Origin of the sequence: Pseudomonas sp. MD195_PC81_125 (assembly GCF_014060985.1) — a bacterium.
Lineage (GTDB): Bacteria > Pseudomonadota > Gammaproteobacteria > Pseudomonadales > Pseudomonadaceae > Aquipseudomonas > Aquipseudomonas parakoreensis.
Genome location: NZ_JABULD010000001.1, coordinates 20,551 through 34,040 on the forward strand (window position 1 = coordinate 20,551; position 13,490 = coordinate 34,040).

A 13,490-nucleotide genomic window follows, 5' to 3' on the forward strand; every position below is an offset into this window, starting at 1 on the left:
CGCTGTATAAATGCGCCCTCATCTAAGGAGGGAATGCTTGTGACTAAGTTTCAAAAAGAAGACTTCATGCGAAATGCTACTTTCGAAGCAGAAACTGAAATCGATCTACTAGAGAAGCTTTCTAGTATCAAAGGTTATGAACTGATCGATATTAAGGGTACAGATCGTAGTTTCGGTGCGGATCAGCGATTTTTGCTCAAGTCTGATTCCGGTCAAGAAATTATGATTCTTCACGAAGAGGGGGCTCCGATAGCTCGAACCGGAAACGTTTTCGGACAGGATGAAAAGGAGGAGCCAACTCCTGTCACAGAGGATGAAGTGGTCAAGCTTGGGAAGGCTGCTCAGCTGACTGATGGTCTATCCACTTCGGTGTCTCTATCAAATCATGATATGGGCTTTAGTCGTGCAGAACTCGAAGAGTAATAGCGAACGCTAAAGGCGCCAAAACTACATCAAACCCCGGAGGGAATCGCCGGGGTTTTTTTATGCCCGCAGGCAGGGCCTGCACCTACGTCTCTGGGAGACAACCAATGCTGAAATTCCAACTGGATACCCTAGAAGGGGTAGATGAAGCCGTGCGCGCTCTTTACACCGAGAAGGACGGCAAGTTCGTACTCGGCATTGAAGGTCTGCCGCAGCAAGAAGATGTATCCGGCCTGAAGGCCAAGGTTGATGAGCTGCTCGGCGAGAAGAAAGCCGCCGAGAAGAAGGTGCGCGAAGCCGAAGAGGCTGCACGTCTGGAGCGGGAAGAACTCGCTCGCAAGTCCGGCAACGTCGAAGAACTCGAGCGTTCCTGGACAGAGAAATTCACTCGCCGCGAAGCTGAGCTGACCGGCACGCTGGAACAGGAGCGGGCAACGCTGAGCGGTCAGATCCGGGATCTGACTGTCGGCCGTACCGCTACTGATATCGCGTCTGCCCTGGCTGTTCAAGGCAGCGCCAAAGCCCTGTTGCCGCACATCGAACGTCGTCTGAGCGTCGAGCAGCGCGACGGGAAGCCTGTTGTGGTCGTCCTCGACGCACAAGGCAAGCTCTCGGCGGCAACGCTGGACGAGCTGAAAGCAGAAATCGCGAATGACGCGGCGTTCGCGCCGCTGATCGCGGGCAGTAAAGCATCGGGGCGGCGGGGCCGGCGGTGCAGGTGGTGGGGGCGGGGCCCCGAAAGGAAAAATCGGCGGTACCAAAGAGGAACGCACGGCTGCGATCGCAAGCCGGTTCCCAGATCTCCCTCAATCGTAAGGAAATAACTCATGTCCCTGTCGCAAATGCAGGTCTTCAACCAGTACATCATGCCTGCGACTCTCGAGACGCTGGATCAGTACCTGGCCGCTTTCAACGCTGCGAGCCGCGGCGCTATCGTGCTGTCACCAGACGGCTTCACTGGCGACTTCCTCCAAGAGTCGTTCTTCCAGACCCTGGCTGCTGCTCAGCGCCGCGTGGACCGCTACAGCGCCAACGCCGCCGTTGCTGCAACCGACCTGACCGAACTGAAGAACACTTCGGTGAAGGTCGCCGGCGGCTTTGGTCCGATCCGCTATGAGCCATCGCAAATGACCTGGCTGGAGCGCCCAACCGCACAAGGTATCGAAGTCGCGAGCCGCGCGTTCGCTGAAATCCTGCTGAAGGACCAGTTGAACACTGCGATTGCGGCATTGGTTGCAGCGATCACCGCCCAAGCGGCAGCAGTCAACGATGTGTCGGCTACCGCAGGTATCAGCTACGCCGGCCTGAACAACGCGCATGCGAAATTCGGCGACGCCAGTCAGAACTTGGTCACCCAAGTGATGCAGGGAACCAGCTACCACAAGTTGGTCGGCCAGAACCTGGCGAACCAGCAGCAGCTGTTCCAGGCAGGCAACGTTCGCGTGGTGGACATCCTCGGCAAGATCTCCGTTGTGACGGATGCCCCTGCGCTGATGCAGACCGGCACCCCGAACAAGGAAATCATTCTGTCCTTGGTGCAGGGCGCTGCACTGGTCCACGACGGCCGCGACATCATCAGCAACGTCCAGACCACCAACGGCAAGGAGCGCATCGAGACCACGCTGCAAACCGATTACACCTTCGGCTTGGGCCTGAAGGGCTACACCTGGGATACCACCACCGGCGGCAAATCGCCAACCGACGCTGAGCTGGCGACCGGTACCAACTGGGACAAGACCGCCACCAGCATCAAGCACACCGCCGGTGTGGCTCTGATCGGTGACGCCTCCAAATAACACAGCGATGTCCAAGCCGGGACGTGTGCCCGGCTTGGCGGAGATGCAATCATGAGCAACAAAATCTGGTATCTGCCCGGACCGTTTCACCAGTACCGGGAAGACGTGAAGACGCTAGCGAAGGAACACGGCCTGCGCATCATCGACGCGAGCATCACCGAAAGTCGCGAGGGTGAGGCTGATGATGTGCCGGAGGTTACGGTACGGCAGGTTGAGCCGGCACCGGTGTTGCTTATCGCCGATAGTGGTGATCACGCTGCGCTGCAGGAGCTGATCGATAAGTTGAATGCGGAGCGCGATGGCATCGAGCCGCTGATCGACGCCGCCGAAGGTCTGACTGAATTGGAACACCCGGGCGCCGGCGAACTGCCAATCCGCTTGTTCGGTGCGCTGAAAGCGATTCACGAGGGTTTCGAAACCCTCTCTGGTGAACGTGACAACTTGGCGGGTGAGGTTGAATCACTCCGCGCTGAAGTCGCACGCCTCAAGGCAGCAGCCGAGCCGGTCGACAATGCCGAGAAGATTGCGAACCTCAAAGCGCAACTCGACGCCGCCAACGTGACGTATCGGGCGAATGCTTCGGTAGAATCGCTGGAAAAAGCAGTTGCTGACCTGCAGCAGGCGTAATAACCGGGTGCCCGGTAACGTGGCACTCGATCCAGAACCCCACAGCGAGCTGATTCATGACTCTCATCATCGAGGACGGTACTGGCAAACCTGACGCCGAAAGCTATGCATCCGCCGAAGACCTGGCTATGTACGCCGTGAAGTTCGGCGTGACCATTCCGGCGGAGGTGCCAGCGCAGGAAGCGCTGCTGCGCCGGGCCGCGCTGGCAATGGACGGCATGACGTGGAAAGGGCGAAAGTCCAACAGCGAGCAGGCACTATCCTGGCCACGCCGCGGTGTTGAGTTGGATCGCGAGATCAAGCCCGACAACTATCTGCCGGCGCGGATCCAGTACGGCCAGATGGCTTTGGCCGCCGAGATCCACACTGACGACGTCGACCCGATCGAGAAGCGCAAAGGCGCGGTAACGCTGGAGCGTGTCGAAGGCGCTGTCACACGCGAGTACGCGGCGATCCCGAACACCAGTGGCCGACTGTTGCCGGCGGCGCCGGATCGGCCAAGTGCCACGCAGTTTGCTGACTACCTACAGAAGCGCGGACTGTTCGCGGTGCGCGCATAGCTGAAACGGAGCCCACATGGCCTTCTACGACGAAATGGCCGTGATGGCTCTGGATATGATCACAGAGTTTGGCCAGCCCGTGACCATCAGCAAGACGGAGCCGGGCGAGTATGACCCGGAGACGGGCGGCGAATCGCTAGGCGCTACCATCGAGCAGACCGCCCAAGGCATCCTGCTTGACTTCACCGGTCAGGAATTCCAGAGCAACAGCCTCATCAAGCAGGGCGACAAGAAACTGAAAATCGCCGCGCAGGGGCTGGATTGGGTACCGGACCTGCTGAACAAGGTGATCATTCAGGGGCGTACTTGGTCCATCGTGCCGCCGCTGAAAGAGGTGAATCCCGCCGGAATACCGATCCTTTATGAGCTGCAGGTGCGGTCGTGAGCAAATACTCTGGCCTCAACGGCAGTTTCGCCGAGAACATTCGCCAGTTCGCCGAGCAGGCCCAGGCCGGGTTCGACGCCACCTTCCGCGAAATCGTGATCGAGATCGGCAGCAGCGTCATCCGCATGTCACCGGTGGGCAACCCCGAGATCTGGGCCGCGAACGTGGCGCATCGCGCGACCAACACCCGCGCTGCCGATGACTACGATTTCAAAGTCGCCGTGCGCAACACACTCATCAATCTCGATGAGAGCAATTTCACCAAGGCCGGGAAGCTGAAGCGCGGCGTGAAGTACGCCAAGCCGCTGACAAAGACCGAGCGCGACCAGAACTTCAGCGTGAATGGACTGGTTGCTGGCAAGGATTACGTCGGCGGCCGATTCCGCGGTAACTGGCAATTCTCGATTGGTACGCCGGCTGAAGGTGAACTTGATCAGGTCGATCCGGCCGGCGGCGTCACGCTGGCGAAGCTCAGGCTTCAGGTCGAGCAACTGACCATCGGGCAGACGGCGTACATCGTCAACAACCTGCCATACGCGGTACCGCTCGAGTACGGCCATTCCAAACAGGCACCGGGCGGCATGGTGCGTATCACGCTCGCGCGATTCCAGCAGATCGTCGACGAAGCCATCAGGAACAATCAGGTATGAGCCATAACATCATCGCTTCGATCTACGAAGCCCGGCTGATCGCTTGGGCGAAGGCTTTGCCGACACCCATCAAGGTCGTCGTCGAGAATGAGGTCTATGAACCCGCTAATGGCGTCACCTATCTGCGAGCTTTCACTCTGCCGGGCGACACCGCAAGCGGCACGCTCGGCGGTGATCACAAGCTGTTCACTGGTGTGTTTCAAGTCAGCATCGTGACGCCGGCGGGCAAGTATCGCGGCGGGGCCGGCGCGCTGGCTGACCAGATCGCCGCGCTGTTTCCGCTGTACGAGCGCAACACGAAGAATTTGTTGACCGTGGTGACCATGACACCGGTTGACCAGGGGCCTGGAATTCCCGACGACACGACCTACACCGTTCCGGTTTCGTTCTCGTACCGCGCCGACACCAACTAATCCGCCCATTGGGCAAAACCAGAACCCGCTATTGAGCGGGTTTTGTCATTTCTGAAGAGAGGAAAACCTCATGGCCGGCATTCAAATGCCCAACGGCGCAACGTTCGAAATTGCTTCCGCCTATGGCACTGCAATCCCATTCACCGCCCTGACCAATGCCAACCCGGCAGTGGCCACCGCCGCAGCGCACGGCCTGGCCGAGGGCGACATCATCGCCCTCAGCTCTGGCTGGACCCGCCTGGACGGCCGCGCCGTGCAAGTCGGCGAGATTGCCAGCGGCACCTTTGCGCTCGATGGCGTGAATACCACGAACATTCAGCAGTATCCGGCCGGCTCGGGCGTCGGTGCCGCCCGCGAGGTAACGACCTTCACCGAGATCTCGAAAATCACCGAGCTCGGGTCGAGCGGCGGCGACCAGCAGTTTCTGACGTTCGGCTTCCTGGCTGACGATGATGACCGCCAGATGCCGACCACCAAGAATCCGATCACCCTGACCATCACGGTCGCCGACGATCCGTCGCAGCCCTATGTCGATGTCTGCGAGGCCGCGGACGACGACAAACAGGCCCGCGTTCTGCGCCTGAACCTGCCGGGCGGTAGCCGCATCATCTACAACGGCTACGTCTCGATCACTTCGACCCCGACCATGTCGCGCAACAACCTGATGACCCGCGTTATCAGCATCGCGCTGACCGGCCGTCCAACCCGCTATAGCGCCTCGGCGTAAGGAACGCACATGGCAAAGTTCACACTCGCCCGGAATCCAACCTTCAACCACGTCGTCATGCTGCCAACGGTTGGTGGTGACCCGGTCAGCGTTGAGTTCGAATTCAAATATCGCGATCGCACCGAACTGGCCGGGCTCTACGCGGAGTGGGGTGAGCGTCACAAGGCGCTCAAGGAGAAAGCGGAAGAGGCCGGCATTGAGCAGTTCACGGCTTTGCTGATTGATCTGCAGGTCGAGCAGCTGAAGGCGATTGTCGCCGGCTGGGACATCGCTGAAGAGTTCACCGACGAAAACCTGCGCATCCTGGTCAAATCCATCGCCGCCACGCCGGGCGCGGTGCTGGCCGCTTATTCCGATGCGTTCAGCAAGGCGCGCCTGGGAAACTCCTAAGCGTCTCCCGCAAGCTGTACGAGCCGGGGCCGTCAGCCGAATCGCTGGCGGCCTTCGGCCTTTCTCTTCGTGACATACCCGATGAGATCTGTGAGGTCTGGCCTGATGTCTGGCAGGCCTTCAAGGTCTTCGAGGCCATGGGCACCCAGTGGCGTACAGGCGCGTGCGGCGCTACCGGACTCGATTACACGTCAATTCGCCATGTCGCCGGCTTCCTCGGGCTTACCCGGTCGGAGGTCGCCGGCGTCTTTCCAGACATCCGCGTCATGGAAGCCGAAGCCCTGCGGGTGATGGCGGAACAGAGGGACAGTAAATGAGCACCACCTTCGCGTCCCTCGGTATCGAGGTGAACTCCTCGTCGGCATCCAAGGCCGCTGCCGATCTCGACAAGCTGGTTGATTCGGCGGGCGATGCTGAAAAAGCGATTGATGATCTCGGCAAGTCGGGCGAAGGCCTGGCCAACACTGGCAAGAAGATCAGTCAGGCCGAGAATGAGGCTGCTCAGGGCATCGACAAGGCCACGGGCGCCAAAGAGCGCCAGGTCGATGCCAGCCGCAAAGCAGGCGCCAGTGCGGCCAGTGAAATCGCGATCATCAGCCAGCTCGACAAGGCGATGTCCGGCAACATCGGCAGCATGGAGCAACTGATCCAGGCTGAAGGTTTGCTGGAGCGAGCCAGGAAGGTTGGTCTCGTCACCATCGAGCAGCAGGAGTCCTATCAGGATCGGCTTGGCAAGGCGTATGAGCGGATCGAGAAAGCCGAAGCCAAGGAGATGGCGCAGAAGCAGCGGCTGATCGACGCTGAAAACCGTCAGATCGAAGCGTTGAAGCGCACGGTCAACGGCATCGACCCGGTCACTGCGAAGTTGGCAAAGCTGGAGGCGCAGGAGAAAGCGCTCAACGAGCTGTACAAGGCCGGCCAGATCGACGCGACTCGTTACGGTGAGGCGCTGGCGAAGATCGGCAAAGACCGTGACGGCCTGACCGCGACAGAAACTGCATTCGACAAGCTGAAGCTCGGCACCCGCCAGGCGCAAGAAAACGTGATGCAGCTGACCAATGCCCTGCAGTCCGGGGATTGGGGGAGTGGTGCGCGGGCTGTTGCTCAGTTGGGCGCCGGTGCGGGCGCGTCTGCCAAGAGCCTGGCCGCGGCACTGATTCCCGCCGGCTTGCTGGCCGGTGTCCTCGGCGCGCTGGGTTATGCTTACATCGACGCACAGAAGCAGGCCCGCGAGTTCAACGTCGCCATCAACGGCGGATCGAACGATGCCGGTCAGAGCATTGCCAGCCTCAAGGTTATGGCCGATACCGCCGGGGCGATCACTGAGAACTTTGCGGGCGCTCGCGAGGCTGTGATTGCACTGGCTTCCGGCGCTGCCACCAGCGGCGTCCAAATGCAGAACCTGGCTCAGGCCGCCGCAGCAATTGGTGAGGTGACAGGGAAGGGCGCTGGAGACATCGCCAAGTCGCTCGCGAATGCCGGTGACACCGCTACAGAAGCCGCAGAGAAAATCAGCGACCAGTATGGGCTGCTCACCTACGAGCAGTACCAGACGATCAAGGCGATTGATGATCAGGGAGACCATCAGCGAGCGCTGGACACACTGAGTGAAAATCTCAATCAGTCGGCCCAGGAGCGCTTGAAGCATTACCGCGAATCCCTGTCCGATATCGAACGCGATTGGGATCGGGTGAAGGTGGCCATCAAGGGCGCCTATGCTGAAGTCAGGTCAGAGATTTTCCCTGATCTGGCAAAGCAAATTGAGATCACCCAGCGCGTGCTGGATACCCGGAAAGGGGGCGGGGTCACAGGTGCAATATCAAACGGGCTGAGCTCGCTCAATTCCTTTCTGGGGTTGAACGACGGTGAGAACGACGACTCGACGCCGGCGCTGGAGGCCAAGCTTGCGGGGCTGAAGGCTCGTCTATCGGCGAGCGAAAGCAATGCTGCCGCGACCGGCGAGGAGACGCGGGCGAACAAGGAATTGATCGCTGTCCAGAAGGAACTGGATAAGCAGATGGACAACCTGAATCCGCTCGCGAAGCGTCGGGACGCGTACAAGAAGCTCGACGACCAGTTCACCAAGCTCTATCAGAACGCGGAAAAGACAGGTCAGAAGTCAGCGCTGCTGGATGGCGTTCAGTTTGACGGGAAGAAGTTTTCCGGTGGCGCCTACGACCAGTTGCGCAAGGCAATCGACGACCAAAACAAAGATGCCAAGGCGGGCGCTGGCAGCGTCAATCTATCCGGGTTCAACGATTCGAAAAACGCGCTCAATGCCGTGCTCGCCGAGTACAAAAATGCGCAAAAGGATTTGGAGGCTTCGCAGAAGGCCGGGCTGATCTCGCAGGCAGATTATCTGCAAGCGCGCGAGGCCATGATCGGCAACGAGCGTGATGAGGTCACTGCTGCATATGAGGCTGAGATCGCCGCGCTTGAAGCGGCGAAGGGCAAGGCAGGTACATCAGCTGCGCAGCGCATTCAGCTTGACCAGAAAATAGCCGACGCCCGGGCCGCCATGGTCAAGGTACAGCAGGACGCTGACACCGAACTGAGCGTGCTGGCGAAGAACGAAGAAGGCCGGCTGAAGAAGCAGACCGAGGCCGTCAATACCTACAGCGGCGCGCTGCAGCAACAAGTCAAAACTCTGCGTGAGCAGGGACAGCGTGCGGCGGCGGGCATCGGCCTGGGAGATCGCCAGCGCGATCTGATGAGCCAGCAGAACGGCATCGACGATCGCTTCAATCAGCAGAAGCTGGATCTGGCGAACCAGTACGGCGATGGCTCGCGCGGCATGAGCCTTGACGAGTACACGCAGAAGCTGGCGGCGCTGAGGGCAACCCAGCAGGACCTGCACGACACGGTTCAAGCCAACTACGACGAGATGACGGCAGCCCAGAGCGACTGGAGTGCCGGAGCCTCGTCGGCATGGCAGAACTATCTGGAGTCCGCACAGAATGCGGCGGGGCAGACGAAAAGCCTGCTCACTAATGCATTCAGCTCGGCAGAGGACGCAGTAGCCAGTTTCGCCATCAACGGCAAATTCTCGTTTTCTGACTTCACCAAATCGGTGTTGGCGGATATGGCGAAGATCGCCACTCGACAGGCTACTTCTCAAGGACTCAGCGCTCTGTTCGGTATTGCTGCATCAGCAGCTGGCTCCTACTTCGGCGGCGGCGGGAATGGATTGGCCGCTGGTTCTGCCGGTGCCGTGTCTTCAGATCTCGGAGCATCGCAGGCCGGCTACACAGGGTTTGATCTCTCCGGATATCGGGCTGCTGGCGGGCCTGTTGCGCCGAACTCTCTGTACGAAGTCAACGAACTGGGGCCGGAGCTCTACAACGAGGGCGGCCGGTCGTTTCTGATGACTGGTGCCAACGGCGGTAGCGTCACGCCGTTGACCACCGGCGGCGGGCCTGCTCTGGCCGCAATGTCCGGCGGTGGCGGCAACACGTACAACTTTCCGGTAGCGGTCTCGGTGCAGACATCCGGGAGCGACGGGGCGGGTGTTTCGCAAGAGACAACCAACCAGCTTGGCAAGAGCATCCAGCAGGCTGCGAAAACCGAGGCTGAAACTGCTATTGCCAGAGCGCTGCAGCCGGGCGGTTCTATCTGGCGCCTTACAAATGGGAGGGGCTGATGGCCATCGAAAGATTCACCTGGCCAACCGAGCGCGGGGAAACACCCGATATCAACTATCGGGTTCGTACCTCGAAGTTCGGCAATGGCTATGCACAGAACGTCGGCGACGGCCCGAACAACAAGGAGGACTCCTACCCGATCACTTTTGCCGGCCAGAAGGCCAAGGTCTTGGAAATCATGGCGTTTCTCGACCGGCACGCCGGTGCGAAAGCGTTTCTCTGGACAACACCGCTCGGCGAGCTCGGGCTGTTCACCTGCAAAAATCCCGCTCCCACACCAATGGGCGGCGGGGTCTTCAAACTCACTGCCACTTTCGAGCGGGCATTCCAACCATAAGGGGCAATCATGCCGCTGATCAGTGACATCCAGGTGCTTGAACCTGGCAGCGAAGTGCTGCTCTTTGAATTGGACGGCACGGACTACGGAGCGGATGTTCTGCGCTTCCATGGGCACGCGATACCGCATACGCCGGCAGAGTTGATCGCCGCTGGCGACAACGCGGACCAGCTGCCGGCGAAGGCGATCTACTGGCAAGGCAACGAGTACAGCGCTTGGCCGATGCAGATCGACGGCATCGAGGCGAACGGTGACGGCACGGCGGTTCGGCCCACGCTGTCGGTCGGTAACGTCAACGGTCGAATCACTGCGCTCTGTCTGGCGTTCGAAGATCTGCTCGAGTTCAAGCTGACGATGCGCCACACGCTGGGCACGTACCTGGACGCGGCGAATTTCCCGGCCGGCAACCCATCGGCAGATCCGACCCAGGAGACGATCGAGGTCTGGTACATCGACCAGAAAACGAACGAGGACGGGGAGAATGTCAGTTGGGAGTTGGCCAGCCCGGGCGACGTCGGTAACGAGTCCATCGGCCGGCAGGCCACGACCCTGTGCCACTGGTGCCTTACCGGCGGCTACCGAGGACCGAACTGCGGCTACACCGGCCCGTACGTGACCAAGGACGGCGTCGTCACCGACAACCCTGAGCTGGACGAGTGCGACGCCACCCTGGGCAAGGGCTGCATCCCGCGCTTCGGCGAGGGCAACCCACTGCCGTTCGGTGGCTTCCCGGCTGTTTCGCTGATTGCACGGAGCTGATATGCGCAAACACATTCTCAACGCGATCCAGGCACACGCGGCGGCCGAGTATCCGAAAGAGTGCTGCGGGCTGCTGCTGGGCTTCGGTCGCAAGCAGCAGTACTACCCGTGCCGCAACGTTTCGACCGAGCCGAGCGAAGAGTTCCGGATCGATCCAGAGGAATACGCCCAGGCTGAGGACATCGGTGAAGTAATCGGCGTGGTGCACTCGCATCCGGACGCCACCAGCCGGCCGTCACCGCGTGACCTGGCCATGTGCGAGGCAACAGCCATGCCATGGCACATCATCAGCTGGCCGGAAGGGGATTTGAGAACGGTCATGCCATCCGGCGAAGTACCACTGCTCAAGCGCCCATTCGTCCACGGTGCCTGGGATTGCTGGCAGGTCTGTGCCGACTGGTACAAGCGCGAGTGGGGGCTTGAGTTCGAAGCGTTCAAGCGCGCTGACGGCTGGTGGGAAAGCAAGGACAACACCAGCTTGTACGAGGCGAACTACGAGGCCGCCGGCTTCTATCGGGTCGACCAGCCGCAGCGCGGCGACATGGTCGTGATGGAAGTGGGGCGGACGGTTTACCCAAACCATGCCGGAATTTTCCTAGGCGCCGATCCGGCACTACCCGGTGAAGACGCGGCAACGTTCGGCCCTGGCCCGTTTCTGCTGCACCACCTGTACGGAAGGCCATCCGAAGTCATCGTCTTCGGCGGGCCTTGGCTCGACCGGACAAGCCTGATTCTCAGGCACAGAGATGCACAACCAACCACATAACGCGGCGCAGCCGCAGGAGGGATTTATGAGTCAGCCGTTTGCATTCGATGAAGAAGGGCGAACTTACATTAACGAAACGGAAGTCTTGAAAGGTCAGATGATTGTCTCTGCCGCCGGAATTTCTTTACCGGCTGATTTTGCGGGAAAGGCGCAAGAGAAAGCCGACCTGCTGGAGCGCCGGCTTGCTCGATTGGAAAAACAGCTTAGCCTTGACCCTATTTGTGCTGATTAAAAACTGCGGAAATTCGGTTTGTATCGGGACGAGATGGCCCAGTGCTCGGCATCGTTTTCGCGACTTCCAGCGCGAATACGCGTGCCGCTTCAATACCTTCTGGCCCCTGAGCTGCTCGAAGCTGGCTGATTAAACCGGCCAAAATGCAGCTGATCGTCGTTATATCGCCACCATGAGAATTGATTACGTCGATGAGTCTTTGTTCGTTTGTCACACTGACCTCCAGGTCATAAACGCGCCGAAATTGGCGCAATCCCAGTCCTTGGGCTTGCAGGCAAAGGACTGGGGAATCCGTTGCGTGGGGGCAAGAGGCTACTATCGGAGGTCGGCGGGGCGTTACTGGGGATTCGTACAGCCTGGATCCGGTGTTAAAGTCCGTGCTTTCAGGATGAGGACGAGCCATGAGGATGATCAAGTTCGCCGCCGCTGCTGTATTGGCGTTTTCGATTTCAGGCTGCGCCGGGACGAATTTTTCGTACGACGAAGCCAGAAAAGTGAAGGTCGGAATGACCGAGGAAGAGGTAACTCAGATTATGGGGCCACCGTACTCCGTGGTTTCTCGGGCCGATGGTCAAATGTGGGTCTGGAGTCATGCGAACGGCATGACCGGGGCGAGTCGTGTGATCTCATTCAGAATGGTCGACGGTAAGGTTGTCGAAGTGCCAACCATCCCAGCCAGCTTTAAATAGGAGTGACCTTCATGAAATTGATCGTAGGAGCGCTGGCGTTAGCGCTGTTGGCGGGATGTGCGACTTCGCCAACGCCTTCCAGTGAGGCCAAGCAGGCGCCGGCTAGTCAGCTTTCGGCATACCAGGCCAAGCCAACAGGGGCATATGGGACACTGCAAGTGATCCGTGACTCTGGGCAGACCGGGAGCCTTTGCGCGATGGCGGTTTTTATCGACGGCAAACAGGCCGCCAAGCTCGAGCCGGGTCAGAAAGCATCGTTCTACCTGCCGCCGGATTCGGTTTCAGTCGGCGCGGCTTACACCGGCTCTGGCATCTGCTCGATGGGGGCTGCGCGAGTGGAGCGGGAAGCGATCGTGAAAAACGGAGCGGTCAAGAAATACCGAGTTTTCACCGGGGGCGATGGGCAGATCGACATGCTGCCCACGACCCTCTGAACAGACCGCCTCCGGGCGGTTTTTTATTGCCTGGAGAATGGCATGTGCTCAGCAATTACCTACACGCCGATGACGAAAGTGATGCTGTCCGGTTCGCTCGCCAAGAAGTTTTTTCGAAGCAAGCAATTCCTTCTCGACGGCGGATCCGCCGTGGAAGTGTTCCGCGCGCTCAATGCAACCATCGACGGTTTCGCTGAAGAAATTAAACGGCTGGAGCGCCTTGGGCTGAAGTTTGCGATCTTTCGAAATCGCGCAAACATCGGGATGGATGGATTCGATCTCGGCGGTACACGCGAAATTCGCATTGTTCCGGTGATTGCTGGGAGCAAGCGCGCCGGTGGACTGCAGACCATCATCGGCACGGTGATGATCGCCGCTGCCTACGTACTGTCGTTTACTCCGTTTGCAGCCGCATCGCCGTTTTTGTATGCGGCCGGCGCGTCGATGGCGATCGGCGGCGTCATCCAAATGCTCAGCCCCCAAGCCTCAGGCCTGAAGCAAAGCGCATCCCCAGAAAACTCCCCGTCCTACGCCTTCGGCAGCGCCAAGAACACCACGGCCAGCGGCAACCCGGTACCGATCTGCATCGGCGAGCGCCGGTGGGGTGGAATGATCATCTCGGCCTCGATCCTGGCTGAAGACAAAGTCTAAGCAGGACAGC

At 59.8% G+C, this 13,490-nt stretch carries 18 protein-coding genes and 1 pseudogene; all 19 read left to right on the top strand.

Annotation, left to right across the window (positions count from 1 at the left end; genetic code table 11):
• The first annotated feature begins 39 nt into the window (after positions 1-39).
• The 19 genes and pseudogenes from HT737_RS00150 (at position 40) to HT737_RS00240 (ending at position 13,480) form a co-directional block, all read left to right on the top strand.
• The gene (locus HT737_RS00150) at positions 40-423 is read left to right on the top strand and encodes a hypothetical protein (protein ID WP_182400874.1); all 384 of its coding nucleotides are present in this window, start codon (positions 40-42) and stop codon (positions 421-423) included.
• A gap of 107 nt (positions 424-530) precedes the next feature.
• Positions 531-1,239, top strand: a pseudogene (locus HT737_RS00155) (hypothetical protein).
• Between the two features lie 11 nt (positions 1,240-1,250).
• A complete protein-coding gene (locus HT737_RS00160) occupies positions 1,251-2,219 on the top strand; it encodes a major capsid protein (protein ID WP_182400876.1) in 969 nt (322 codons plus the stop codon).
• Between the two features lie 51 nt (positions 2,220-2,270).
• Complete coding sequence (locus tag HT737_RS00165; RefSeq protein ID WP_182400878.1) at positions 2,271-2,846, top strand: hypothetical protein; 576 nt, start codon at positions 2,271-2,273, stop codon at positions 2,844-2,846.
• A 56-nt stretch (positions 2,847-2,902) separates the two neighbouring features.
• Entirely contained in the window at positions 2,903-3,406 is a 504-nt protein-coding gene (locus HT737_RS00170) for a DnaT-like ssDNA-binding protein (RefSeq protein ID WP_182400880.1), read from the top strand.
• Between the two features lie 16 nt (positions 3,407-3,422).
• The gene (locus HT737_RS00175; protein WP_182400882.1) at positions 3,423-3,791 is read left to right on the top strand and encodes a hypothetical protein; all 369 of its coding nucleotides are present in this window, start codon (positions 3,423-3,425) and stop codon (positions 3,789-3,791) included.
• Positions 3,788-4,441: a hypothetical protein gene (locus HT737_RS00180; RefSeq protein ID WP_182400884.1), complete on the top strand. Its 654-nt coding sequence runs from the start codon at positions 3,788-3,790 to the stop codon at positions 4,439-4,441. Before HT737_RS00175 ends, HT737_RS00180 begins: the two co-directional genes overlap by 4 nt.
• Positions 4,438-4,854, top strand: coding sequence for a phage tail terminator-like protein (locus tag HT737_RS00185; protein ID WP_182400886.1), 417 nt, complete (start codon positions 4,438-4,440; stop codon positions 4,852-4,854). Before HT737_RS00180 ends, HT737_RS00185 begins: the two co-directional genes overlap by 4 nt.
• Positions 4,855-4,924: 70 nt before the next feature.
• Entirely contained in the window at positions 4,925-5,581 is a 657-nt protein-coding gene (locus tag HT737_RS00190) for a phage tail protein (RefSeq protein WP_182400888.1), read from the top strand.
• A 9-nt stretch (positions 5,582-5,590) separates the two neighbouring features.
• Positions 5,591-5,971: a phage tail assembly chaperone gene (locus HT737_RS00195; protein WP_182400890.1), complete on the top strand. Its 381-nt coding sequence runs from the start codon at positions 5,591-5,593 to the stop codon at positions 5,969-5,971.
• A 44-nt stretch (positions 5,972-6,015) separates the two neighbouring features.
• The gene (locus tag HT737_RS00200; RefSeq protein WP_122607095.1) at positions 6,016-6,288 is read left to right on the top strand and encodes a DUF1799 domain-containing protein; all 273 of its coding nucleotides are present in this window, start codon (positions 6,016-6,018) and stop codon (positions 6,286-6,288) included.
• The gene (locus HT737_RS00205; protein ID WP_182400892.1) at positions 6,285-9,611 is read left to right on the top strand and encodes a phage tail tape measure protein; all 3,327 of its coding nucleotides are present in this window, start codon (positions 6,285-6,287) and stop codon (positions 9,609-9,611) included. The genes HT737_RS00200 and HT737_RS00205 overlap by 4 nt, the downstream gene beginning before the upstream one ends.
• Positions 9,611-9,949 carry a phage tail protein gene (locus HT737_RS00210; protein ID WP_182400894.1) on the top strand — a complete coding sequence of 113 codons (339 nt, stop codon included), beginning with the start codon at positions 9,611-9,613 and terminating at the stop codon, positions 9,947-9,949. Before HT737_RS00205 ends, HT737_RS00210 begins: the two co-directional genes overlap by 1 nt.
• Positions 9,950-9,958: 9 nt before the next feature.
• Positions 9,959-10,708 (top strand): phage minor tail protein L, encoded by a 750-nt coding sequence (locus HT737_RS00215; protein WP_182400897.1) that lies wholly within the window; start codon positions 9,959-9,961, stop codon positions 10,706-10,708.
• 1 nt (position 10,709) lies between these two features.
• The gene (locus tag HT737_RS00220) at positions 10,710-11,474 is read left to right on the top strand and encodes a C40 family peptidase (protein ID WP_182400899.1); all 765 of its coding nucleotides are present in this window, start codon (positions 10,710-10,712) and stop codon (positions 11,472-11,474) included.
• 25 nt (positions 11,475-11,499) lie between these two features.
• On the top strand, positions 11,500-11,706 hold the full coding sequence (locus HT737_RS00225; RefSeq protein ID WP_182400901.1) for a hypothetical protein: 207 nt from the start codon (positions 11,500-11,502) through the stop codon (positions 11,704-11,706).
• 407 nt (positions 11,707-12,113) lie between these two features.
• Positions 12,114-12,395, top strand: coding sequence for an outer membrane protein assembly factor BamE (gene bamE / locus HT737_RS00230; RefSeq protein ID WP_306287119.1), 282 nt, complete (start codon positions 12,114-12,116; stop codon positions 12,393-12,395).
• 11 nt (positions 12,396-12,406) lie between these two features.
• Complete coding sequence (locus HT737_RS00235) at positions 12,407-12,829, top strand: hypothetical protein (RefSeq protein WP_182400905.1); 423 nt, start codon at positions 12,407-12,409, stop codon at positions 12,827-12,829.
• A gap of 42 nt (positions 12,830-12,871) precedes the next feature.
• Positions 12,872-13,480, top strand: a complete 609-nt coding sequence (locus HT737_RS00240) for a tail assembly protein (protein ID WP_122843581.1) — start codon at positions 12,872-12,874, stop codon at positions 13,478-13,480.
• Positions 13,481-13,490: the final 10 nt, after the last annotated feature.